The 23,920-nt window shown below is 67.7% G+C and carries 16 protein-coding genes and 1 pseudogene; 6 read left to right on the top strand and 11 right to left on the bottom strand.

Translation table 11 applies throughout. From position 1 onward, the window contains the following. Nucleotides 1–45 precede the first annotated feature (45 nt). The 6 genes from E3T19_RS16490 to E3T19_RS16465 all read right to left on the bottom strand — a co-directional run bounded on the left by E3T19_RS16490 (nucleotide 46) and on the right by E3T19_RS16465 (nucleotide 7,978). Nucleotides 46–1,215 (bottom strand): glycoside hydrolase family 1 protein, encoded by a 1,170-nt coding sequence (locus tag E3T19_RS16490; protein WP_134409375.1) that lies wholly within the window; start codon nucleotides 1,213–1,215, stop codon nucleotides 46–48. A 70-nt stretch (nucleotides 1,216–1,285) separates the two neighbouring features. After that, nucleotides 1,286–3,019, bottom strand: coding sequence for an ABC transporter ATP-binding protein (locus tag E3T19_RS16485; protein ID WP_134409374.1), 1,734 nt, complete (start codon nucleotides 3,017–3,019; stop codon nucleotides 1,286–1,288). Beyond that, nucleotides 3,016–3,969, bottom strand: coding sequence for an ABC transporter permease (locus E3T19_RS16480; RefSeq protein ID WP_241980324.1), 954 nt, complete (start codon nucleotides 3,967–3,969; stop codon nucleotides 3,016–3,018). Before E3T19_RS16480 ends, E3T19_RS16485 begins: the two co-directional genes overlap by 4 nt. An 8-nt stretch (nucleotides 3,970–3,977) precedes the next feature. Beyond that, nucleotides 3,978–4,958 (bottom strand): ABC transporter permease, encoded by a 981-nt coding sequence (locus E3T19_RS16475; protein WP_088457365.1) that lies wholly within the window; start codon nucleotides 4,956–4,958, stop codon nucleotides 3,978–3,980. Nucleotides 4,959–5,066: 108 nt separating this feature from the next. Then, the gene (locus tag E3T19_RS16470; protein ID WP_088457366.1) at nucleotides 5,067–6,728 is read right to left on the bottom strand and encodes an ABC transporter substrate-binding protein; all 1,662 of its coding nucleotides are present in this window, start codon (nucleotides 6,726–6,728) and stop codon (nucleotides 5,067–5,069) included. Between the two features lie 167 nt (nucleotides 6,729–6,895). Then, on the bottom strand, nucleotides 6,896–7,978 hold the full coding sequence (locus tag E3T19_RS16465) for a LacI family DNA-binding transcriptional regulator (RefSeq protein ID WP_088458133.1): 1,083 nt from the start codon (nucleotides 7,976–7,978) through the stop codon (nucleotides 6,896–6,898). A 1,144-nt stretch (nucleotides 7,979–9,122) separates the two neighbouring features. Between E3T19_RS16465 and E3T19_RS16460 the strand changes: the two genes are divergently transcribed. After that, nucleotides 9,123–10,172, top strand: coding sequence for a M23 family metallopeptidase (locus E3T19_RS16460; RefSeq protein ID WP_134409372.1), 1,050 nt, complete (start codon nucleotides 9,123–9,125; stop codon nucleotides 10,170–10,172). Between the two features lies 1 nt (nucleotide 10,173). On the opposite strand, the gene E3T19_RS16455 is transcribed toward E3T19_RS16460, so the two are convergent. After that, nucleotides 10,174–13,464 (bottom strand): efflux RND transporter permease subunit, encoded by a 3,291-nt coding sequence (locus E3T19_RS16455; RefSeq protein ID WP_134409371.1) that lies wholly within the window; start codon nucleotides 13,462–13,464, stop codon nucleotides 10,174–10,176. 72 nt (nucleotides 13,465–13,536) lie between these two features. Then, nucleotides 13,537–14,988 carry a PLP-dependent aminotransferase family protein gene (locus E3T19_RS16450; protein ID WP_134409370.1) on the bottom strand — a complete coding sequence of 484 codons (1,452 nt, stop codon included), beginning with the start codon at nucleotides 14,986–14,988 and terminating at the stop codon, nucleotides 13,537–13,539. A 63-nt stretch (nucleotides 14,989–15,051) separates the two neighbouring features. Between E3T19_RS16450 and E3T19_RS16445 the strand changes: the two genes are divergently transcribed. Beyond that, complete coding sequence (locus E3T19_RS16445; protein ID WP_088457370.1) at nucleotides 15,052–15,666, top strand: YitT family protein; 615 nt, start codon at nucleotides 15,052–15,054, stop codon at nucleotides 15,664–15,666. A gap of 79 nt (nucleotides 15,667–15,745) precedes the next feature. Here E3T19_RS16445 and E3T19_RS16440 read toward each other — a convergent pair. Beyond that, nucleotides 15,746–16,501 (bottom strand): annotated as a pseudogene (locus E3T19_RS16440) (MerR family transcriptional regulator). 80 nt (nucleotides 16,502–16,581) lie between these two features. Continuing rightward, on the bottom strand, nucleotides 16,582–17,796 hold the full coding sequence (locus E3T19_RS16435) for a M20/M25/M40 family metallo-hydrolase (RefSeq protein ID WP_134409369.1): 1,215 nt from the start codon (nucleotides 17,794–17,796) through the stop codon (nucleotides 16,582–16,584). A gap of 103 nt (nucleotides 17,797–17,899) precedes the next feature. Between E3T19_RS16435 and E3T19_RS16430 the strand changes: the two genes are divergently transcribed. From E3T19_RS16430 to E3T19_RS16415, 4 genes are all read left to right on the top strand, one after another. Further along, a complete protein-coding gene (locus E3T19_RS16430; protein WP_240632515.1) occupies nucleotides 17,900–18,739 on the top strand; it encodes a CPBP family intramembrane glutamic endopeptidase in 840 nt (279 codons plus the stop codon). 135 nt (nucleotides 18,740–18,874) lie between these two features. Next, entirely contained in the window at nucleotides 18,875–19,747 is an 873-nt protein-coding gene (locus E3T19_RS16425) for a DUF4097 family beta strand repeat-containing protein (RefSeq protein ID WP_103478554.1), read from the top strand. After that, nucleotides 19,744–20,349, top strand: a complete 606-nt coding sequence (locus E3T19_RS16420) for a PadR family transcriptional regulator (RefSeq protein WP_088457374.1) — start codon at nucleotides 19,744–19,746, stop codon at nucleotides 20,347–20,349. The genes E3T19_RS16425 and E3T19_RS16420 overlap by 4 nt, the downstream gene beginning before the upstream one ends. A 194-nt stretch (nucleotides 20,350–20,543) precedes the next feature. Then, nucleotides 20,544–22,697, top strand: coding sequence for an APC family permease (locus E3T19_RS16415; protein ID WP_174776242.1), 2,154 nt, complete (start codon nucleotides 20,544–20,546; stop codon nucleotides 22,695–22,697). 7 nt (nucleotides 22,698–22,704) lie between these two features. Here E3T19_RS16415 and E3T19_RS16410 read toward each other — a convergent pair whose 3' ends face one another. Then, the gene (locus tag E3T19_RS16410) at nucleotides 22,705–23,790 is read right to left on the bottom strand and encodes an NAD(P)-binding domain-containing protein (protein ID WP_134409368.1); all 1,086 of its coding nucleotides are present in this window, start codon (nucleotides 23,788–23,790) and stop codon (nucleotides 22,705–22,707) included. Nucleotides 23,791–23,920: the final 130 nt, after the last annotated feature.

The raw sequence follows: 23,920 nt of genomic DNA, 5'->3' as shown, positions 1-23,920 counted from the left end.
GGGTAGGGTGCGGCGGGTCGAGCGGGATGGTGCGGGCGGGAAAGCTCAGACGGCGAGAGCGTTGGCCGTCGCCACGTTGCCGAGCCAATGAGCGCTGGGTTTGACGGTCCGCACGAAGGTGGAGCGGTCCACACTCACGAGCCCGAAGGTCGGGCCGTAGGAACCCCACTCGTAGTTGTCGAGCAAGCTCCAGTACAGGTAGCCCTCCACCTGGATCCCGTCGGTGATCGCCCGGTGCAGTCCCTCGAGCGCGCCCTGCAGATAGGCCACCCGGCGGGTGTCATCGTCGGTAGCGATGCCATTTTCGGTGACGAAGACGGGCACCCCCGGTGCCATCTCGTGGGACAGGCGGATACCGTCCTCGAGGGCTCGCGGGTAGAACTCCCAGCCGGTAAGGGTCCTCTCGGCGTCGTCGGCTATCGGGAGCGGCCCCTCGGGACCGATCTTGGTGCGGGTGTAGGCCTGCACGCCGACCCAGTCGTCGCCGGCAGCCATCTCGAGGTACCAGGCGTCACGGTCGTAGCCATACTCACGGGCGATCTCCTCGCAGCCTGGCTCAGGCTGAAAGTCCTGTGTGGCGACCGTCCAGCCAGTGCGAAAATCGCCTGCCTCCGCGAGCACCGCTCGGCAGGCGCGGTGGGCCGCGAGCAGGGTCCGGGCGACGCTGACGTCGGGTCCGGGCTGTCCGAAAGCTTGCAAGGTCGTACCTAGACCGTCGCCTCCGGCCATCATCGCGACCATGTTCGGCTCGTTGATGGTGCACACCCATTCCACGCCCTCAAGGACGGGGAGCACGGTCCGCGTGTAAAAAGCGAATCGCTCGACGGCGTCGGGCGCACGCCACCCACCTTCGTCCTCGAACCACTGCGGAATGGTGAAATGGTGCAGCGTGATCATCGGCTCGAGGCCGAGCTCAATGGCCGTCAGGACCATGCGGCGGTAGTGGGCGAGCTCCGCCTGAGAGACGAAGCCTTTCTGGGGCTCGATGCGAGCCCACTCGATCGAAAAGCGATACATACCCAGGCCCGCATCGACGAGCGCCTGCATGTCCTCGCGGAAGCGGTGGTAGCTATCGCAGGCATCAAGGCTCGGCTCGGCGATCGTGGAGTCCACGAGGTGCTCGCGACGCCACCAGTCGGAGCTGACGTTGTTGCCCTCGATCTGGTGAGCGGCGGTCGCGGATCCCCAGCGGAATCCTTCGGGGAAGTGCAGCATGTTTGCCTCGCTTGGTCTTGTGTGGATTGGTGCAGTCAGCACGTGGTGTGCGCAGTGCGCCCGGCGCCGGTCATCGCCCGGCTCCCGCGCGGTGTGGCTGCGGAATCGCCTCGAGCAGCTCCATCGTGTAGGGGTCCTGGGGGAACCGAAGCACCTGGGCGGTCTGTCCGGACTCCACCACGCGGCCTTGATTGAGGACCATGATCTGGTCAGTCACCAGCCGGGCGGAGAGGAGGTCATGGGTGATGTAGAGCATCGAAACGCCGAACGTGACCCGCAGTCCATCAAGGAGCGCGAGAACACCAGCGCGCAACGACACGTCGAGCATCGAAACGGGCTCATCCGCGATGATCACCTGCGGGTCGCAAGCGAGCGCGCGGGCGATGACCACGCGCTGACGCTGTCCGCCGGAGAGCTGATGCGGGAGCTTCGCCGCGAACTGCTCGACGGGCGTCAGACCCACGGTATCGAGGAGCTCGAGCACGCGGGTGCGCGCCTCGGCACCGCGCAGTCCGGTGTAGTTGAGGACGGGGCGCATGAGCGCGTACTCGACGGTGTGCAGTGGGTTGAGCGCGGAGTACGGGTCTTGGAAGACCATCTGCACCTCCTGGCGTAGCCCCCGCAGCCCCTTGCCCCGTAGCGTATCGACCCTGGTCTCACCAAAATGGATCGCGCCCGATGTCGGACGTTCGACGCCGGTGATGAGCTTGGCGATGGTGGACTTTCCCGAGCCGCTCGCGCCGACCAGGGCCATGGACTGGCCCCGGTCGAGGGTGAAGGAGACGTGGTCCACGGCAGTGACCGGGTCGCTACCGCGGCGCGGCCGCGGATAGACCTTGGTGACGTCGTCGACCACGATCGCCGCCGCCTCGGGTCGCCCCGGTCGGCGCCGGGCGGGCCCGGAGGGCGCACTTGTCACCAACTCGCCCGTCATCGGCGAGACAGCGTTGGGGACGCCATCGAGCCCGGTGGTCGAGATCGTCGAGCCGCGCACGACGAGCCCGGGCACCTGGACGACCTCCGCGCGGGGGTCGGCATAGTGGCCGAGCAACATCTGTGTGTACTCGTGCTGCGGTGCGTGCAGGATCTGCTGCGACGTACCATCCTCAACGATGACGCCCTCGCTCATGACCATGACCCGTGTCGTCGACTCCAGCACGATGCCGAGGTCGTGACTGATCAGCAGCGCGGTAAAGTTCTCAGACTTCTGCAGCTCCCGGATGGTGCCCATGACGGCGTGCTGCACGAGCACGTCGAGAGCGGTGGTCGGCTCATCGAAGACCATGAGCTGAGGCTCGAGAGACAGGGCGAGAGCGATCGAGACGCGTTGTCGCATCCCGCCGGAAAGCTCGCCGGGGAAGCGGTCGAGCACATCGCGGGGTAGCTCGACCTTCTCGACGAGGTCGTAGGCTCGCGCGAGCCGCTTGCTTGCGGGCACGTGGCCGTGCGCGGCGAAAATGTCACCAAAATGCTTGCGAATCGAGCGCACCGGGTTGAGCGCGTTCATGCCCGACTGCAACACCATCGCGAAACCGCCCTGGCGCTGCTTGCGCAGCTCCTCGTCATCCATGTTCGCGATATCGCGCCCATCGAAAAGGATCGTTCCCTGTGAGATGCGCGCCGGCGCCTTGGCGAGGCGGGTCACCGCGAAGCCCAGGGTTGATTTTCCGGAGCCGGACTCTCCCACCAGGCCGACGAACTCGCCCCGTTCCAGGGAGAAAGAAGCGTTCTTGACCGCATAAGTCGGCTCCGCACCGCGCGGTTCATAGATGACCGACAGATTGTTGACCTCGAGCAGGCTCATCGTCCGGTTCCTTCCCGTAGGCGGGGGTTGGACAGGCCGTCCACCCCGAAGTTGATAAGAGTGAGCGACGTGGCGATCAGTGCGATGCACAGGCCGGGTGCGAACAACAGCACCCACTGACCGGTGAGCAGGGCGTTTGAATTCGACGCCCAGAAGAGCATGGATCCCCAGCTCACGGTCGTCGTGTCACCGATCCCCAGGAAGGACAGGCCAGACTCCGCGAGGATCGCCGACGTCGCCGCACCGAAGAAGCTGCCGGTGATGAGCGAGGTCATGTTCGGCAGGATCTCGTGGAAGACGATGCGGGCCGCGCCGTCTCCGGCGAACTGCGCCGCGGTGATGAAGTCACGACCGCGGATGGACTGTGTCTGCGATCGGAGCACGCGGGCCCCATAGGCCCAACCGGTGAGCACAACGACGAAGATGATCATCGTCATGCCGCCGTTCTGCAGGTAGGCCGCGATGACGATCATGAGCGGTAGCCCCGGGATGACGAGCACGAGGTTGACGATGAAGTTGATGACGTCGGCGAGCGGGCCACGGATATAGCCCCATGACAGGCCCACGACGACGGCGATGAGCGTGGAGAGAAACCCGGCGATGAAGCCGACGAGCACCGAAATCCGGGCACCGAAGATAACCTGCGAGAGCACGTCCTCGCCGGCAGCCGTGGTACCGAACCAGTGGCTCGGGGATGGAGATTGGTTGCGTCCGAAGCCGTTCTCGCTCGCGCCGTAGGGCGCGATGAGCGGCGCGAAGATGGCCAGAGCCACGAAGGCGAGGAGCAGGACCACGCCGATGCGGGCCTTCTTGTTGCTCCAGATCGTCGAGGCGCCGCGCGTGAGGACCCGCAAGGGCGAGGCCGGTCCGTGCTGCTTGGGGAGGACGGGGCCGGCACCGCGCGCGGCCTGATGGGGCGGGGTCGAGCCCGTGGGTTCAGGGAGATTCACTAGAGAAGTCATCGTCGGGTCCTCGGATCCAATAGTCCGTACAAGATGTCGACCAAGAAGTTCGCGAGCAGAATACTGATCGTGATCATGAGGAACAGCGCCTGCATGAGCGGGAAGTCCTGGTTCGTGACCGCGTTGAAGAGCAAGTAGCCCACACCGGGGTAGTTGAAGACCTGCTCGACGAGCAGCGAGCCACCCACCACACCACCGAGCGCCAGGCCGAAGCCGGTGAGGTTCGGCAGGATCGCGTTGCGGGCGGCGTACTTGATGGCGACGGTATGGGTGCGCAGACCGTTCGCTTCGGCGAAGGTGACGTAGTCGTCGCCGAGGGTATTGATCATGTTGTTGCGCATCCCGAGTATCCAGCCGCCGACGGAGGTGACGAGGATCGTCACGGCGGGCAGCCAGGCGTGGCCGAGCGCGTCGCCGATGAAGGCGAGGCTGAGGTTGGGGGTCGCTTCGAGGCCATACGCACCCGAGGTCGGGAACCACTTGAGCGTGTAGCCGAGGAAGAAGACGAGCAGAAGGGCGGTCCAGAAGTATGGAAAGGCCGAGGTGAACGTTCCGCCGAGCGTGGGGAGCGTGTCCAGCCAGGTGCCGCGCTTCCAGGCGGCGAGCACACCGAGCAGAGTCCCGAGCACGAACGCCACGATGGTCACGAGACCGACCATGACAAGTGTCCACGGGAGCGCGTTCAAGACGAGGGAGGAAACGCTCTGCGGGAAGAACGTGTACGAGACCCCGAAGTCGAGGCGGGACACGTTGCCGAGGTACTGAGCGTATTGCGACCACACGTCGCCGGTCGGGACGCCGAGCTGAGCCTCGATGGCTGCTCGGGTCGCTGGATCCACAGGGCCGTTCTGTGCCAGCTTCGCGATGGCCGCGTCAGCAGGCGTGCCGGGCATGAGCCGCGGCAGCAGGAAGTTCAGGGTGATCGCGGCCCACGCGGTCAGGAGCAGCAAGCCAAGCTTGCGCAGGGGGTACCACACGGGTTACTCGCCTTCGATAGGAGGTTGGGGGCACAGCGGGGCTGAGCGAGGTGCCCGAGGTGTCAGAGGCACCTCGCTCAGCCTGTAGCGGTTCTGCAGGAGAACCTCTTAGCCGTTCGCCTTCGTGATGGTGGTCAGGACGACGAGCGCTGCCGAGGTGTACGGAGTCGGCGTCATGTAGGGATTGTCGGCGTCGGGCCAGCCGGTGAAGCTCTTGTCGGAGACGAGACCCCAGAGGCCCGCGTAGTAGACGGAGATGACCGGGAGGTCGTTGTACATGACCTCCTGGAGTTCCCCGGCGAGCTCCTTCTGGCGGTCCGCGTCTACGGTCGTGCGGAACTCGGTGAGCATCCTGTCGACCTCAGGGTTGGAGTACCGCTGGTAGTTCGACGGAGCCGTGGTGCCGATCGGCTGGAGGAAATCGGAGCTCAGCAGGTTGTAGTAGCCCTGGTAGACCGAGCCGTTGCCGCCGAAGGACGTCATCGCGACATCGAAATCACCGTTCTGCACCGCCTGGAAGTAAGCGGCGGGCTGCGGCTGGTTGATCTTCACATCGATGCCGATCGCGACATACTGCTTCTGGATCTCCTGCACTGCGCGCAGCCAGTCGGTCCAGCCGTTCGGTGTGGTGATCGTCATCTTGGCCTGCACGCCGTCCGCGTCGACGAGCTTTCCGCCCTTGGACGTGAAGCCGGCCTTGGCGAAAGCCGCCTCAGCGGCGTCGGTGTCCTGCGTGACCATGCCCTCGTCGGGGATGGCGTCGGTGAGCCACTCGGCCTGTGTCGGCAGCAGGAGTCCCTGCTGTCCGGCGGCACCAACCGTGCCCTCTGAGGCGTTGTCGGCGATGCTGTCGCGCTTGAGAGCGAGAGACATGCCCTCGCGGAAGTTCGGGTCGTTGTAGGGCGCTTTGGTGAGGTTCGGCGCGATGGCAACCGTGCCAGCGGCGGGGAACCAGTACTGGTTGCCCTCGTCGGCGGCGACCCAGGTGTTCTCGACATCCGACATGAACGCGTAGGCCCAGTCGTAACCGTTGTTGACGACGTCCAGCTGCGAGTTCGCGGCGGGGAGCACGAGTTCATCGGCGGCCACCTTGTCGGCCTGCCAGTAGTCCGGGTTCTTCTCGAGCTTGTACTGGTTCGCGTTGAAGTCGCCGAGAGTGTAGGGGCCGGTTCCGATGGGGTCATCGTTGGTGAAGGTCACCGGGTCCGCCACGTCTGCCCAGAGGTGCTCGGCGACGATCGGCACGGCGAGCATGGTGATCGGTGCGGACGAGTCCTCCGCCTGGAGGACGAAGGTGACCGTCTGGCCATCCGCGCTCAGGGACTCAAGACGCGACCAGACACCGGTGCTGTCCAGTGCCGGGAACTCTTTGAGGAGGCTGTACGTGAAGACGACGTCCTCGGCGGTGAATGCTTCGCCGTCGCTCCAGGTGACGCCCTCGCGGATGTCCGAGACGATCGTCTTGGCGTCGGGCTGCGTGTAGTTCGTCTGCAGGAAGTTCGTTGACTTGCCGTCGAGAGCGTTGACGACCATGAGGGGTTCATTGATGATCGTCGATGCGGTTCGCTTCTCGATCACGAATGGGTTGAAGTTCTTGACGAAAGTCGGCGATCCGTTGTCGGCGGCGAGCATGAGCGAGCTCGACCCTGCCGTTCCGGACTCGGTTCCCTGTTCGGGAGCTGCACAGGAGCTCAGAGCCAGGGCTGCGACGAGCCCCAGCCCCAGGACGGAAGTCAGGCGCGTACGCGTCCGACGGGTGCGATCGATCATGGATGTCTTCCCCTTAGTGTCATCTTTGTCACCTCGGCCGAGCGTTACGCATCCACGCGGATCACGTCGGCAAGTAGTGCTGTCCTCATACTGTATGCGCATACATCCCGTCGCGCAACTTCCGATCGAACAGACGACGGGATGGACGTGACGATGCCCGGCCTGGGTCAGGCGAGGCAACCACAGCTCTCACGCAGCAGTACCGTGACCGGTAGGGTTCCGGTCTGCGGTGGCATCAGGGGGTCCCCCAGTCTGCGCAGCAAGGTGTCCACCGCCGCTCGACCCAACTCACGCATGGGTTGACGGACGGTTGTGAGCCGCGGTTGTGACGTCTGCGAGGCGTCGATCCCGTCGAAGCCGGTGACTATGACGTCCTCGGGCACCCTCAGTCCTGAGGCGAGCAGGGCGTCGAGGACTCCCAGTGCGGTCTGGTCGTTCGAGCACACGAGGGCCCGCGGGACCCGACCTGCCTCGACCAGACGACGACCGAGCATCCGACCGTGACTCCGGGTGAAGTCACCCCGCAGCAGTGGCCCGGCCGGCGGCTCGATCCCCTCTGCTTGCAGCCCCATGCGGAATCCCTCGAAGCGGTCGTGATCGTCCGGGGAGTCGGCCGGGCCTCCGACGAAGGCCAGGTCGCGGACCCCGTGGGCGCCGACGATGTGCTGGGTCATCGCTTGCATGCCGGCTACGTTGTCGGTGCCGATGTGGTCGTAGTCGTCCCCTGCGCGCGTGCCGGCGATGACCACGACCGGGATATGCCGGGCGATGTGGGCAAGCAGCCGCTCGGGCACCGTCCGCGAGAGCGTGATCATGCCATCGACGCGACCGGCAAGGTTGTCGAAGATCTCGTCGCCACGCGCCACCGCGATAGTCACGGCCATGCCGTGCCGCCACGCCTCGATCTCCGTGCCAAGCATGACCTCGCTGAGGTAGAGGTCCCCGCTCGGCTCGACGTCCTCGGGCGGGTCGAAGTGCTCGATCACCCTGCCATCGGTATAGACGATCGGCGCCGGTCCGCCGTCGATCCCGTCGAAGTCGGGGAAGCACAGCCCGATCGCACCGGCCCGTCGCGCCGCCAGGCTCCGAGCGCTTCCGCTCGGCACGTAGCCCAAATTCAAGACGGCTGCGTCTACGCGGTCCTTGGTCGCCTGCGACACCTTGTGCGGCTTTCGGAACACCCGCGACACGGTCGCGATCGACACCCCCGCGAGATCCGCGACATCGTAGACAGTGGGAGTCTTCGGCATCAGATCCTCCATCTCGTATGGGCTCTAGCTGGGTGGATTTTGCGCCGTGGTACGGCATAAGGGTGCGGTGTAATCCATCTTGGCATGATTGTCGGACGCCCCTGAAATGCGCCTCATCGCCTGTTTCGGACCACCCCTGCGGGTCAGGGTGAGTTGAGGCCAGTAGCTCAGAGCGAGTACGCCCTCTGACGCGAGAAGCAGGAGGTCCCATCACGTCCAGTCCATCGTTGATCGCCAGGCGCGACGATAGTTCCATGACACCCGCAGGCCCGCCGATCAGCGCTTTTACCTGATGACCTCGGCGGAGTCTCGGCGGGATCGACGTCCTCGCCCACCTGGCGGGGCGGGACGAGCAGGACCAGCGGGACTACCGGGAACAGCGGGACCGCGGGACCAGCTCGGCCGTGCAAACCAGCTCGGCCAGCCGCACTAGCCACGGGTTTGGCCCGATGCGTTGCGGCCGTTGGGGGGCGGTGAAATACTTGCGCCACTGCCGGTTGACCGGCCGACTCTCTACCGCTTGGGATTGAGAACCTACATGGCCACGACATCGCACGGCCGCGGTGTGCATCGCGTCGTGCGCGCACGCCCCCTGCACAAACGCCGACTGCGAACCGGGACCATTGCGGGTCTGCTCGTGCTGGGCTCCACGGTTCTCACGGCCGGCGCACCGACCGCAGCGGACGCCGCGTCCACCCTGGCCGTGACCACGGTCGCACCCCAGCCAACCGACACGCCCACGCCCACGCCCACCGAGAATCCCACTCCCACTCCCACGGACACCCCAGGCGCCCCGACGTCGACTCCGATACCGACGGAGACACCGAGCGACCAGCCTTCGGATCCGGGACCAACTCCAGAGCCGTCTCCGCCGCCGGTCAGCCCCAGCCCGACCAGCCCAGCCACACCGGGCGACCCGACGAGCCCGGAGCCGACCCCCACCCCCACCCCGGAGCCGACAGCGGAGCCTACGCCGACCCCGCAGCCACCCCCCCAACCCACGGATCCGCCCACCGACTCCGCGCCCCCGACGTCTCCAGTCACGCCCCCCGCGAGCCCAGAAAACACCCCCTCGACATCAACAAGGCCGTCGTCTCCGGCCCCACGCTCGCCCGGCCGCGCGACGAGGCCCCTGAGCACCGCGGTGGCGGCTCCCTCGCTCGATGCCGCCCGCGCAGCATCCGCTCTCGCGGCAGCGGAGAGCGCCCGCGCCAACGCCCAGTCGGCCTACGACGCCGCAAGACTCGATCTCGCGGCGACGATGGCCGATAAGACCGCCGCCCTCACCAGGCTCGAGGAGGTTCGGGTGTTGGCCGACGCGGCCGCACTTCGCGCAGAGGTATCGACGCGCACGATGGCCAACCTGGTGCGAACGATGGTGCAAGAGGGCTCCGGCACGGCGGCACTGGACGCCTTGCTCAGCGATCGGGGCTCGGCGGACCTGCTCTCCCGCCTGGGAACCGTCGACCGGATCTCGATGCTGGCGGGCAATATGAGCGAGATCCGAGCGCTTGTCGATCGGGACAGCCAACGTGCGGCCACCCTGCAGGCTGACCTCGCGACCGCGCAGACGGCGGCGCTGGCTTTCACCGTCACCGAGCAGCAGGACGCCCTCGCGACCGCGGAGGTGTCGCTGAGCCAGGCCACCGCGGCCTTCGCAACCGCCAGCACGAACGCCGAGGCGGCGCTGGCCGATTCCGTCCAGGCCTCTGCGGAACGCGCTACTCAGGCGGTCAGCCAGCTGGCCGGCACCCTCGGTGCCCGGCTGAGTGACCAGGGTTGGGCCACTCCTGCTGTGGGAAGCCTTACCGACGGATTCGGCCCCCGACCTGAGCTGCCGTTACCCGGCGTTCTGCCGTTCCACTCGGGTGCCGACCTCGCCACCGCGTGCGGCTCCCCGGTGTACGCCGCCAGCAACGGTATCGTCGCCCAGACGGGCCGATTCGGGACCTACGGCAACTGGGTGCTGATCGACCACGGCGACGGGGTGACCACCGGTTATGCCCACATCGCAGACGACGCCACCCTCGTGGCTGCCGGCCAGAGGGTCACGGCCGGTCAGGTGATCGCCGGAGTGGGCAGCACCGGCTCCTCCACCGGCTGCCACCTGCACCTCGAGGTGCGCGTCGACGCCATAGCTCTCGACCCACTCCCCTTCTTCACCGACCGCGGGATCGGACTCGGGATCGGCTAGATCAGCGCAGTGAACGTCGCATCCGACGGCTCTCCCGGCCGCCCTCGACCACCAGGTACAACACCGGCAGCACCACCAGGGTCAGCACCGTCGATGACACCAGGCCGCCGATGACGACGAGCGCCAGCGGCTGCGAGATGAAGCCGCCGTGTCCGGTGAGCCCGACGGCCATGGGCAACAGGGCGAAGATGGTGGCGAGCGCCGTCATCAGAATCGGCCGCAACCGGCGAGACGCGCCGTGCACCAGGGCGTCGTAGACGCTCTGCCCCCGGCGCCGGTACTGGTTGACCAGGTCGACGAGCACGATGGCGTTGGTCACGACGATGCCGATGAGCATCAGCACGCCGATCAATGAGGCGACGCCGAGCGGGATGCCCGTGACCACCTGCAACGCGATCGCCCCTGTCGCCGCGAACGGCACCGATACCAGCAGGAGCAGCGGCTGCAACAGCGACCGGAAGGTGGCGACCATGACGATGTAGACGATCAGGATGGCGACGAGCATCGCGATGCCCAGCTGCTGGAACGCGTCAGTCTGGTCGGCCGAGACGCCGCCGAGACTCGCCGTGGCGCCGGTGGGCAGCTCGGTGTCGGCCAGGGCCGTCGTGACCTGGGCGGTGGCGGTACCGAGGTCGTCGCTGTTGGGCGTGGCCGAGATCGTCGCGGTGCGCAGCCCCTTGGTGGTGGTGAGGGTGGACGGTCCGTCGACCTGCTGCACGGCGGCCAGGCTGTCGAGCGGGACCAGCCCCGCGAGAGTGGGGATCTGCAGGGCGGCGAGCTCCGCCGTGGTGGTCGGGGACGAGCCCGACTGCAGGTAGACCGACAGGGTGGCCTCGTCGATCACGATCGAGCCGATCGTGCTGGGCTGCATCGCCTGTGACACCAGCGTGCCGAGGGCCAGTTCGCTGAGCCCGGCGGCGGCCGCCGCACTGCGGTCGATGGTCACGGCCACGTACGGGCGGGAGGCGGCGAGGTTGCTGCTGGCCTGGGTGAGGGAGTCGAGCTCGCCGACGACCGCGAGAATATCGTCGGATGCGGTCTGCAGGTCGGCGCCGGACGCCGCCGTGATGTCGATTTCGATGTCCGACGAGCCGCCGAAGCCGCCCCCGGACGAGACCGTGATCTCGCCGGCGTCGTCGAGGGTGTCGAGCTGCTCGCGCACCTCGACCTGGACCGCGTCGGCATCCGCGGAATCGTCGGTGGTCACCGAGTAGGTGACGGTGCTGGAGGACGACCCTCCACCGGCGAAGGCCGCGAACGCACTGCCGCCACCGATGGAAACCTGCACGATGCTCACCCCGTCGACGGCGCGGACGGCGTCTTCGACCGCGGTGGAGGCGGCATCCTGGGCGGCGAGACTGGTGCCCACCGGAAGCTCCTGGCTGACCTGGAAGGTGGACTGGCCGGTCGAGCCGAGGAAGTTGACCTTCATGAAGGGCAGCATGGCGACGGTGCCGACCAGGACCAGTGCGGCGAGCAAGAGAGTGGCCACGTAGTGCCTGAGGGTCCAGTGGATGACCGGCAGGTAACCCTGCTGCAGACGACTGGGCTGTTCGCGGGCATCGCGTTCGTCGAAGCCGTCGGCGTCTGGCGCGGCGTGCCGGTTGCGGGTGGTCGGCGTGGACGAGGTGGTCGGTGCGACGGCGGCCGGTGCGGTCCCGGCGCTGACCGGCGCGGCTGTGAGTGGCACGGCTGCGACTGGCATGGCTGTGACTGGCGGGGCGGTGACTGGCGCGGCGCTGATGGCGGCGGACGCGGCGATTGCCTGACCGTCCGGGGACGGCTCGGCGGCGGCGGGCTTCGGCGCGCGCAGGAACCAGTAGGCCAGCACCGGAACGATCGTGAGTGAGACCAACAGCGATGCGAGCAGGGCGATGGTGACCGTGAGCGCGAACGGTCGGAAAAGCTCGCCCGTGGAGCCGCCGACGAACGAGATCGGCAGGAATACCGTGACGGTGGTGATGGTGGAGGCGGTGATGGCGCCGGCCACTTCTCGGACCGCGCGCACGATGGTCTCGGCGCGGTCGGCGCCCCAGACCAGGTGCCGTTTGATGTTCTCGATGACGACGATGGAGTCGTCGACGACTCGGCCGATCGCGATGGTGAGGGCGCCGAGCGTGAGGATGTTGAGCGAGTAGCCCACCGACTGCAGGCCGATGAACGTGATGAGCACCGAGGTGGGGATGGAGATCGCGGTGACCAGGGTGGCGCGCACCGACAACAGGAAGACCAGGATCACCAGGACCGCGAAGACCAGGCCGAGGATGCCCTCCTGGGTGAGCGCGTCGATGGACTCCTGGATGAACGGGGCCTGGTCGAAGACCACGGTGATGGTGGTGCCGGGCACGGCGTCTTCGAGCTGCGGCAGGATGGCGCGCACGGCGGTCGAGACGTCGACGGTGTTCGCGGCCGGCACCTTGGTCACCGAGATGGTGAGGGCTGGTTCGCCGTCGACCCTGGAGATGCTGGTGACGGGGTTCTCGACCACCGCGACAGCGGCGACGTCGCCGATCGAGACCGGTCCGGCCGCCGCGGGCGACAGGCCGGCTGCGGCGCCGGCGATCAGAGGCAGCGCGGCGATCTCCTCGGCGGAGCCGAGCTTGGTGCCGGCCTGCACAGACAGGGTGGTGTCGTTCTCGGTGAGGGAACCGGCCGGGATGAGCGACCCGTTCTGCTGCAGAGCGTCCCGGATGGCGCTCGCGCTGAGGCCGCGCGCGGCCAGGGCCGCGGCATCCGGCGTGATGGTGACGCGCCGGCCGATGTCGCCGACGAGGGCGGCATCGCGCACCCCGTCGATGTCGCGGATGTCGCCGAGGACGCCGCGGGTGAGCTGGTCGGCGATGGTGTCGGCGTCGCCGCCGGACACGGCGAGCGACAGCACCGGGAAGTCGTCGATGCTGCCACTGATCACCTGGGGGTCGAGGTCGGCGGGCAGGGTGGTCTTGATGCGGTTGACGGCCTGGCTGATCTTGGATTCGGCCTTGACCAGGTCGGTGCCGTAGGTGAACGTGGCGTTGACCAGCGACGAGTTGGTGCTGCTGGTGGTGGAGGTGGATTCCAGGCCCTCGATGCCCTGGATGGCGGTCTCGATCGGCGTGGACACGTCATCGTTGACCACCTCGGGCGAGGCACCCGGGTAGCTCGTCGAGATCAGCAGCGTCGGCAGCTGCAGGGAGGGGATCAGCTCCTGCTTGAGGCTGGTCAGCGCGAGGGAGCCGAAAACGGCCGCGACGATGGTGATGAGCGCGATGAGCGCCCGGTTCTTCATGCTCAAGACCGAGAGAAAATACACCCGATCAGTATCCCATTGCACAGTAGCCACCAGCGGGGCCGGCAGCCGTGAGATGTGACGGTCTGGTTACGGTCAGACCACATCGGCGAGGTACCCGGTGTCGGGCATTGGATGCCGCAGCAGCGACTCCCAGGCCAGCCCGAGGGCGTCGAGGGCACGCGGCATCTCGTCGGGACCGGAGCAGAACGGGATGCGCAGGAACCTCTCGAACGCTCCGTCGATGCCGAAGCGCGGGCCGGCCGGCAGCAGCAGCCCCTGGGTGCGCGCCGCGAGGGCGAGCTGGGAGCTGACCGGCCGGCCGAGGTTGACCCACAGGGTGACGCCGCCGTCCACGTGGGGCACCTGCCAGTCGGGAAACCGCGTGCTCAGACCCGTCACGAGACGGTCCCGCCCCGCCCGCAACAGCGTCCGGCGGGACTCGAGAATCTCGGGCAGCTCCCGCAGCAGCCGCGTGACGATGAGCTGCTCCAGCACCGGGGTGCCGAGATCGTTGGCGAGCCGGGCCGCGGCCAGCTTGCGGATCAGGCCGGGGTCGGCCCGGATCCAGCCCACCCGCAGACCGCCCCAGACCGTTTTACCCACCGACCCGACGGTGACGGCGAGGTCGGGCCGGTCGGGGTCGGCCGAGGCGGCGAACGGGCCGAACTCCCCCGGCCGGTCGATGTCGAGTTCGCCGATGGTTTCGTCGCTGATCAGCACGGTGCCCTGCCGGGCAGCCGCGGCCAGCACCCGTTCTCGTTGGGCAACGGGCATGGTCTGCCCGGTGGGATTCTGGAAGTCGGGCATCAGGTAGCCGAGCACCGGATTGCTGCGCTGGATCGTCTGCAACAACGCCGACTCGTCCCAGCCGGCGTCCGCGCCGGGCAGCGCGGCGGTGACTGACACCGGCATCAGGCGACCGCCGGCCGCCCGCAGCGCCTCGTAGGCATGCGGGTAGGTCGGCGTCTCGACGAGGACCCTGTCGCCCCGGCTGATCAGCACCCGCGCGAGTAGGGCGATGGCGTGCTGGGCGCCGACGGTGACCATGATCTGTTCGGGCTCGGTGGGCAGCCCCCTGGCCCGGTAGCGGTCGGCGATGGCCCGGCGCAGTTCGGGCAGGCCGACGGGGTCGAAGCCAGAGCCGGTCAGGTGCGCCGGCAGGTCCGCCGCGGCGAGCGCGGCCACCTCGGCGAGGCCGGGCCAGGCGGGCAGCACCGCCTGGCCGAGATCGAGCACGCCGGCCGGCACCGCGGCATCCGCCACGACGGTCACCCCGGGCAGACGGGCGACACTGCCGGAGCCCTGCACACTGTGCAGATAACCGGCCTCGCGCAGCTGCCGGTACGCGGCCGTGACCGTGGTGCGGCTGAGCCCCAGCCTGATGCCGAGGTCGCGTTCGGCGGGCAGCCGGCTATCGGTGGGGATGCGGCCGTCGAGGGTGAGCAGGCGGATGCGGTCGGCCAACGCCCGGTAGGCGCTGCCCGCCGTGCGCCAGTCGCCCAGCAATGACTCCAGGCCGCGGGCGGTGAGCTGGTTCGACGACATGAAGCCACTCTAGGCAAATTGGCTACTTGAGGACAGGGTGCTGATGCAATTGGATTGACTCTTATGACCCGTCGTGTGATTCAGCTCATCATTGGCCTCTTCCTTTATGGGATCGGTATCGCGTTGATCGTGCGCGGCGCGATCGGGGTGGCCCCGTGGGACGTACTGACCCAGGGCATCGACGGGCAACTGCACCTCGGTTTCGGAGTCATCACCACGATCATCAGCGGCATCGTGTTGCTGCTGTGGATCCCGCTCAAGCAGCGGTTGGGCATCGGCACCGTCCTGAACGCTGTGCTTGTGGGCCCGGCGGCGGATGTGGGCCTGTGGCTAGTGCCGGCAGACCTCGCCCTGTGGCTGCGAGTGTTGCTGTTCGCCGCCGGGTTGCTGCTGCTGGCCATCGCCTCGGGTATCTACATCGGTGCGGGACTCGGCCCCGGTCCGCGCGACGGCCTGATGACCGGGCTGCACGCCCGCACCGGCTGGCCGATCTGGACGGTGCGCACCGGCATCGAGGGGCTGGTTCTCGCGACCGGCTGGGTGCTCGGCGGCAACGTCGGGGTGGGCACCGTGCTGTTCGCCCTCCTGGTGGGGCCGCTCTGTCAGTGGACGCTGCCTCTGTTCGCCAGGGACCGCAGCCGTCGTGAGGCGCCGACCCCCGCGTTCGATCCCGCGTAGCTCGCGAAAACGGCCCTGTGGCGACCTCGGCCGGCGGAAGCGACCACTTTCCCGCTCTCGCGGGATGGACGCCGCCTCGTTAGAGGGTGCGGTCCAGGTAGGCCGCGAGGGCGTCACGCACGAAGCCGGCCCCGGCCTGGCCGCCGTAGTGGGCCGCGAATCTGTCGTCGGCGACGTACATCTCGCCGAGCCCGCGCACGTAGGCGGCGGCCGGGTGGCCGTTCTCTCGCGGTATGCCGGGCACACCATCGAGCCACTCCACATGCCGCCTGGCTAATTCCTGCGCCTCGGCACCGGCGGGGGCGATCTGTCGTGCGGCGGCCTCCTGCCAGTCGGCCTGGAGCGCGGCGGTCGTCGCCTGCCACTGGGCACGTTGCGCGGGGCTCATGCCCCGCCACCACCTGTCGCCGCCGGCGTAGGCGTCGGCTCCCCAGCGCTGTTCGACCTACTCCTTATGAGTGGTGTGGTCGAAGCCGTCGAACATCGCCTCTGCCATGAGCTGGTCCTTTCTCTCCAAAGCTGTGATGGTGATTCGCACCGACCGGATCTGACGCTGCAACCTGTGTTGTTCCTGCTCGAGCCAGCCGAGGTGCGATCGCAGGGCCGCCGCTTCGTCGGTCTCGCGGTCGAGCACACCACGAATCGCCGGCAGCCCGAGGCCCAGCGCGCGCAGCAACAGGATGCGTTGCAGCCGCACGAGCGCCCGGTCGTCGTAGTAGCGGTAGCCGTTGGCTGCGATCCGGCTCGGTGGGAGCAGCCCCTCGGCGCCGTAGTGGCGCAGGGTGCGGCTCGTGGTTCCGGCCAGCCGGGCGATGTCCTGGATCGAGTGGTCCACCTGTGTCGCGCTCCTTTCGGTAGCGGCGTCGGGCGGGCCGCCCGACGACGTCCAGGATAATTCTTGACGCTGCGTCAATGTCAACCGCAGAATGCGACGATGGTGTCTTCGAGGATCTCGGCGACCTGATGGATCGACGACTCCGTGGCCCACTCGACACGGGCGTGCGCTCCGGCGCCGTCGACCCCGAACAGCAGGCACTGGATGCCGGCCTCCCGGACCAGGCCGGCGTCGGTCCAGAACGGCTCGCCCCTCTGCACGACAGCGTGGCCGAGCACCCGTTCGGCCTGCTCGTCGAGCAGGCGCACGATGGGCCAGTTTGGATCGGCCTCGAATGCGCCGCGGGCGACGAGACGGGTGAGGTCGTAGCGGAAGTCGGCGGTGTCACGGGCCAGGCGATCGAGGAGGCGCCGCAGCTCGGCCTCGATCCGCTCCGGGGTCTCGCCGGGCAGCGTGCGCCGCTCGATGGTGAGGGTGGCACTCGCGGCGACGGTCGCGGCATCCGTACCGCCGGTGATCGTGGCGACCCGGACGCTGCCGTGGCCGAGCAGCGGGTGCGCGGGTTTCTGCTCAATGCCGGCCCGGAGCTCATCGAGGCCCTGAAGCACCAGGCCGGCATGCCGGATGGCGTCGACGCCCTGGCCGGGCATCGACCCGTGGGCCGCCCGCCCGTGCAGGGTGAGCTCGAACCAGGCGAAACCACGGTGGCAGACGGTGAGGCTGAGCTCGCTCGGCTCCACGACGATGGCCGCGTCGGCGGTGAACCGCCGCAGCACCTCCTCGGTGCCCAGGCTGCCGAATTCTTCGTCGGCCACCAGCGTCACCAGCAGATCGCCGGCCAGCGGCGTGAGGGTGGCCCGGTGCGCGGCGACCAGGACGGCGGCCAGGCCTCCCTTGGTATCGAAGGCACCGCGACCGTGCACCCGGTCGGAGTGCCGGGCGCCGGAGAACGGGTCGCCCTCGTAGCCGTCGACCCCGACAGTGTCGAGGTGGGCGTTGAGCATCAGGGAGGCACCCTCGCCGGTGCCGCGCTTGATGCCGACGATGGACGGCCGGCCGGTGCGTTCCTCCAGCCGATGCACCTCGAAACCTCGCGCGGCCAGCCACTGGGCGCACCAGTCGGCGATCTCGGCCTCGCCGGCGCCGTCCGGGTAGAGGTCGGGGTTGGTGGAATCGATTGCGATGAGGCGGGCGGCCAGCACGACGGGATCCAGGTGACCGTTGTCACCAGGCTCGAGTGAGCCGGGTTCGAGGGCGCCGGTCGGGCCCGGCTCGTGAGAAGGGTTCGTCGCCATTCACCGAACCTAGTGCCCGATGGCCCGGTCCGGCAGGGGGCCTCCCCCGGCGGCCCGGCGGAGCACTGTTTACCCTGGCGGTGGTTTCGGCCAGAATTGCATGATGGGAGACGAAGCCGCCGTGGATGCTCCGGCGACGCCGGAGCGGGCATCCGCGAACGCGCCGCTTCGCCTGCTTGCGGCGGCACTGATTTCGACCTCGGCGGTGCTGTTGTTCGCACTGCGGATGCCGCTGCCCGGCTACGCCACGCTCGCGGCGGCCCTGCTCGTGGCCGTGCTGGTGGACCGGGCGCTGTTCCGCGACCTGCTCCTCATAGCGGTCGGGCTCCTGATCATCAGCACCATCTCGGTCGAGGCCGACATCAGTTATTCCAACATGGCACTGATGGGGGTGGTGCTCTCGGCCGCGGTGGCCGTGCCGTACCTCATCTCACGGCGCGCCTTCGGGGACCGCCAGGTCTGGTTCCCGATCAAGACCGGGCAGCGCTGGACCACTCTGGAACGCTGGTACCTGGTGGGTGTGCTGCTGCTGGGGTACCTCATTCTGCCGAGCTATTTCATCCGCTCCGGCGCCTACTTGAATTGGCCGAGCATCAGCGCGCCCGACGAGCTCGGCCGGCTCTTCGTTGGCGTGGGATTCGTGGGCATCTGGGACGAACTGTTCTTCATCTGCACGGTGTTCGCCCTGTTCAGGCGGCACTTCTCCTTCTGGACGGCGAACCTCCTGCAGATGGTGATCTTCGTCTCGTTCCTGTGGGAACTCGGTTACCGCAGCTGGGGGCCGCTGCTGACGATCCCTTTCGCCCTGCTGCAGGGCTACACCTTCTCGATCACGAAATCGCTGACCTACGTGGTCTGCGTGCACCTGCTCTTCGACCTCGCGGTGTTCCTCGTGCTGGTGCACGCCCACAACCGCGACTGGCTGACGATCTTCCCCTACTGACCGGGCTGACCGGGCTGACCGGGCTGACCGGGCTGACCGGACTACCTTCGGGTTTGCCGTGAGGGCCTTGCCGGGAGTCAAGACGCGATATATCTTGAGATGCATTGAACGCGATATATCGCGAAGGAGAAGACTATGACGCAGGAAAAATGGCTCGTCGCCCCCGGGCAGACGAAGGTCATCGATGTTGAGCTGGTTCGCTCGCTCAAAGTGGGCCTGATCGGTGGAAAAGTGGACGTGATCGGCAGCGACGAACCGGGCGCGCGCATCGAGGTGCACAGCGTCTCGGGCAAGGACCTCAAGATCTCGGTGGTCGATGACACCCTCGAGATCGATCACCCCCAGCTGCGCTGGGACAACTTCATCGACGTGTTCGCCTCCTTCCGCGGCAGCGCCAAGGCCGAGGTGAGCATCACCGTCCCCCGCGATGTCGCCATGAAATTCGGCGTCGTCACAGCTGACGCCCTCGTAACGGGGCTGCGCAATGACGCCAAGCTCAGCACGGTCTCCGGCGACCTCGTGGTCGACGACATCATCGGCGACCTCGAGCTCAACGGCGTGAACGGGGAGATGTCGGTTCGCAATCACACCGGCAACATCGTGGCGCACACTGTATCCGGCGACGTCACCGCGAGCGGCGACATCGGCCGGTTCACCGTCGACGGCGTCACGAGCGCTGTCTTCCTCGATATCGACGGCGTACCAGACCAGGTCTCCACCAACCTCGTCAGCGGCAGCCTGACCGTGCGCATCGGCGCCGACGTGCCGACCCGCTACAAGATCAACACCGTCTCCGGCACCCTGCAGCTGGACAACCAGACCATCCGCGGCACCCTCGGCAAGGGGTACGACGGCAGCACCGGCAACCTCGACGGTGCCTGGCTCGACCTGCGCGCGAACTCGGTATCCGGAAACATCTCGGTCATCCGCCGCCACGGCGCCGGCGTCAACGACGCGGGCAGCACGGCCGGCAGCACCGAGACCGCGGGTGACGGAGCGTCATCATGACCCCGATCTTCGCCCACGGCAGCCTGCGCCTCTACCTGCTGAGCCTGCTTGCCGAGCGTCCTCGGCACGGTTACGAGCTTATCCAGGCACTGAGCGACCGCTTCGGCGGCACCTACAGCCCGAGCGCCGGGACCATCTACCCGCGCCTGGCAAAGCTCGAGGAGGAGGGACTGGTCACCAAGACGGCCGGCGACCGCAAGACCGTATACGAGATCACCGACGCCGGCCGCGCCGAGCTCGCCGCCCGCGCCGACGACCTGGCCAATATCGAGAGCGAGGTCACCGACTCGGTGCGTCGCCTCGCCGACGAGGTTCGTACGGGGGTCACCGAGGCCATGAAGAGCCTGCGCGCCGACCTGGCCTCGGCCGCCCGCCAGAAGCCGCCAGAGCCGACGAAGTCCACGGCGGACGCCCGCCCCACCGGCGACGCGAACCTGGCGCTGAGGGAGGCCGACATGGTGCTCAACGAGTTCCGGCAGCAGGTGCGCGCCGACCTGCGCCGCCAGGCCTACCGTTCGACGATGCCGGTCGACACCGTGCCGGAACTGCGGCGCCAGCTCGACGCCGTGCGCGCCAGCATCCGCGACTCGCTCACGCGGTAACCTGCGCGGCAGCTGGGAGAGTCCGGACGCACGGTGGAGGCCCGGACTCTCCAGGCACAGCGTGCGGAACTACGGGCCCATCAGCCGGAACGATGCGAACGACCGACCGGACTTCAGCTGCGAAAACGCCCGGCTGATCCTGTCAATGTGCCGACAACTTGACAGCGAGGTGCATCGGAGTAGTGTCGTCCCTCGTGACACCAGAGGGGAACCCCCCAGCACCCGAAGCCCGATCACCGAAACGGTGGATAATCGGCGAACCGCTCGCCAGCGAACACCTGGACGGGCAGCTGCTTCCGAAGCACCTGGCGCTGCCGATTTTCGCCAGCGACCCGCTGTCCAGCGTCGCGTACGCTCCGCAGGAACTGCTGATGATCCTGACCCTCGGCGGGCTCGCCTTCCTGAGCTTCGCACCCTGGGTCGCGGCCGTGGTCGTGCTGCTCCTGGTGGTGGTGGTGGCCTCCTACCGGCAACTCATCAAGGCCTATCCCAACGGTGGTGGCGACTACGAAGTCGCCTCCAAGAACCTCGGCGAGAAGGCCGGCCTCGTCGTCGCATCCGCCCTGCTCGTGGACTACGTGATGACCGTCGTGGTCTCGGTGTCCAGCGGCGTGGACAACATCATCTCGGCGCTGCCCGGGCTGGCACCACTACGGGTGGAACTGGCCGTGCTTTTTGTCATCGTGCTCGCCGCCGTCAACCTGCGGGGAGTCGCCGAGTCGAGCAAGGCCTTCGCTCTGCCCACCTACCTGTTCATCGGCAGCGTGCTGCTGATGATCGTCGTCGGCCTGGGCCGTGTGGCCCTGGGCGACGCGCCGGTCGCGGAGTCGGCGGGATTCGAGGTGGAGGCCCACAACCTCGCCCAGACGGCGTTCATCCTGCTACTTCTGCGCTCCTTCGCCAGCGGATGTAGCGCCCTGACCGGCGTAGAAGCCATCGCCAACGGCGTGCCGGCCTTCAAGCGCCCCAAGATCAAGAACGCCCAGATCACCCTGACCCTGATGGGCGGCATCGCCATTGTGCTGTTCGTGGGGCTCACCGCGCTGGCGCTGTTCTCCAAGGTGCACTACGCGGAGAACCCCTGCGACCTGATCGGCTGGGCGGAGTGCGAGACCCAGCCCCAGCGCAGCCTGATCGCCCAGATCGCTGCGGCCACCTTCGGTAACAACTCGCTGATGTTCTTCATCCTGCAGGGTGCAACGGCCCTGATCCTGCTGCTGGCCGCGAACACGGCCTTCAACGGGTTCCCGCTGCTCGGCAGCGTGCTGGCCCGCGACTCCTACGCGCCCAAGTCGCTGAGCACCCGCGGCGACCGACTGATCTACTCGAACGGCGTTGTGCTGCTCGCTCTGGCCGCCATCGTGATCATCGTGATCTACCAGGCCAACCTCACGGTGCTGATCCAGCTCTACATCATCGGCGTTTTCGTGTCGTTCACCATCGGCCAGACCGGCATGGTGAAGCACTGGCTGACCCTCTTGAAGACGGATCCGCCCAACCGGGGTTCGATCATCCGGAGCCTCTCGATCAACGGTTTCGGGGCCGCGCTCACCGGCGTGGTGCTGATCGTCGTCACGATCACCAAGTTCACCCATGGCGCCTGGCTGGTGTTCCTGATGATGCCGATCCTGTTCGTGCTGATGATCGGCGTGAACCGGTACTACCGCGACGTGGCCAAGGAGATCGAGGTCGACCCGATCACAACGTTCGGTTCGCAGGGCGACCACGCCATCGTGCTCGTGGGCAAGATGCAGAAGCCCGTGCTCAAGGCCCTCGACTACGCCATCGCGGCCAGGCACGTGAGCCTGGAGGCCGTGCACGTGTCGATCGACGAGGAGGAGACCGAGGACCTCATCATCGACTGGGCCAAGCAGAACATCCAGGTGCCGCTGAACATCGTGGCGTCGCCGTACCGCGACATCAGCTGGCCGCTGATCTGTTACATCAAGGACCGCCGCGAGGAGTACGGCTCCGAGGTTGTCACCGTGTACACGCCGATCTACATCGTCGGGCACTGGTGGGAGTCGCTGCTGCACAACCACAAGGCCCGCCGACTGCGCCAGAAGCTGATGCTCGTGCACGGCGTGACCATAGCGCTGGTGCCGTGGCTGCTGGACTCCTCTGAGCTCATCTACGGGCGCAGGTCCCGACCGATCCCCGGCCAGGAGCGTCGCGGTGAGCCCGTGCGCTCGCACCCGATCCCCCGTAAGCCCCTAGCTCCGGCGGGCATGGACACGACGAGCGTCGCAGTGCAGACAGAGGATATCGGCCCCAAGTCGAGCCCGGCCAGCCCGCCCATGAAACCGCGGCCCCGGCCGGTCAACCCGAACCGGCGCAAGCGCAAGTAAGCACGCGTCAGAGCAGGGCGAAGACCTGCCAAGCGATGGTCCGGCCGGCCCGTCGGGCGCCGATGGTGCTGGCCTGTGGCCCGTAGCCGGCCAGGAAGATCCGCGGGTCCGTCCAGGAGGAGCCGGCGCCGACCACGAGCCCGCCCGCCTGATCGCGCAGCTTGAGCGGTGCCAGGTGGCGCAGCTCCGGCCGGAACCCGGTGGCCCAGATGATCGCGTCCGCTTCGGTGACGGAGCCGTCGGCCCACCGCACCCCGGTCGGCTCCAGGCCGACGAACATCGGCCGCGCCACCAGGGTGCCCCTGTCGATACCGCCCTGGATGCGTCGGCTGACCGGTACGCCGGTGCCGCTGACGATGCTCGGCAGCGCGCGGCCATTGCGGGCGGCGTCGTCCTGCATGGCCACCGCGGCCGATGCCCCCTCGAGATCAAGATGCTCGGTGTGCACCCAATCGATCGGGCGACGCGAGGCCCAGGTCAGGCTCGCCGCGACACCCTCCAACTCGAGCATGAAGCCGATCGCGGAGGTGCCGCCACCGACCACAACGACCCGCTGACCGGCGAATTCGGCGGCATCCCTGAAGCCCGCGGTGTGCAGCTGGCGGCCGGCGAACCGCCCGGCGCCCGGGTAGTGCGGCACAAACGGTGCGCCCCAGGTGCCGGTGGCATTGACGAGCAAGCCGGCGAGGGTCTCCCGCTCGCCGTAGACCGGGGACGTTGTGCGCACGACGAGGTCGGCTCGTCGGTTGAACACCGATTGAACCGAGACCGGGCGCACGACGTTGAGTTCAAAATGCTCCTCGAAGCGTCGGTAGTACTCGCTCACCACGTCCCGCGCGGGCCGGGAACGGTCGGCGTTCTCGAAGCTCAGGCCGAGCTCGTTCAGGCCGGGGAGGTCGTTGACCCTGTGAGCAGCGCCGAGGCGCAGGGACTCCCAGCGGTATTGCCAGGCGCCACCGGCATCAGCACCGCGGTCGAAGATCACGAAATCACGCCCCGCCGTGAGCCCGAACCGCTTGAGGTGGTACGCCACGGAGAGTCCGGCCTGGCCGGAACCGATGATCACCACCGGCACAGCCGTGGCGTTCACCATGCGTCCTCTTCCCTGGGGTTCTGACCGCGGAACCGCGGCATCGGGGCGAGAGGCCCACCATGCTAAACTAGCGGCTAGATTTCACTATTCCGTTCGGCAACTCCCGGGTGACTCATCACTCACCCGGCCT

Origin of the sequence: Cryobacterium sp. TMT4-31, assembly GCF_004403385.1 — a bacterium.
Lineage (GTDB): Bacteria > Actinomycetota > Actinomycetes > Actinomycetales > Microbacteriaceae > Cryobacterium > Cryobacterium zongtaii.
Note: the sequence above shows the minus strand (reverse complement) of the source record. Positions and strands in the feature narration are given on the sequence as shown.

Bases quoted from the DNA above. Each gene is read 5' to 3' on its own strand.
- E3T19_RS16490 (WP_134409375.1), bottom strand. From the start codon at position 1,215: ATGCTGCACTTCCCCGAAGGATTCCGCTGGGGATCCGCGACCGCCGCT.
- E3T19_RS16485 (WP_134409374.1), bottom strand. From the start codon at position 3,019: ATGAGCCTGCTCGAGGTCAACAATCTGTCGGTCATCTATGAACCGCGC.
- E3T19_RS16470 (WP_088457366.1), bottom strand. From the start codon at position 6,728: ATGATCGATCGCACCCGTCGGACGCGTACGCGCCTGACTTCCGTCCTG.
- E3T19_RS16465 (WP_088458133.1), bottom strand. From the start codon at position 7,978: ATGCCGAAGACTCCCACTGTCTACGATGTCGCGGATCTCGCGGGGGTG.
- E3T19_RS16450 (WP_134409370.1), bottom strand. From the start codon at position 14,988: ATGTCGTCGAACCAGCTCACCGCCCGCGGCCTGGAGTCATTGCTGGGC.
- E3T19_RS16445 (WP_088457370.1), top strand. From the start codon at position 15,052: ATGACCCGTCGTGTGATTCAGCTCATCATTGGCCTCTTCCTTTATGGG.
- E3T19_RS16435 (WP_134409369.1), bottom strand. From the start codon at position 17,796: ATGGCGACGAACCCTTCTCACGAGCCGGGCCCGACCGGCGCCCTCGAA.
- E3T19_RS16430 (WP_240632515.1), top strand. From the start codon at position 17,900: ATGGGAGACGAAGCCGCCGTGGATGCTCCGGCGACGCCGGAGCGGGCA.
- E3T19_RS16425 (WP_103478554.1), top strand. From the start codon at position 18,875: ATGACGCAGGAAAAATGGCTCGTCGCCCCCGGGCAGACGAAGGTCATC.
- E3T19_RS16420 (WP_088457374.1), top strand. From the start codon at position 19,744: ATGACCCCGATCTTCGCCCACGGCAGCCTGCGCCTCTACCTGCTGAGC.
- E3T19_RS16410 (WP_134409368.1), bottom strand. From the start codon at position 23,790: ATGGTGAACGCCACGGCTGTGCCGGTGGTGATCATCGGTTCCGGCCAG.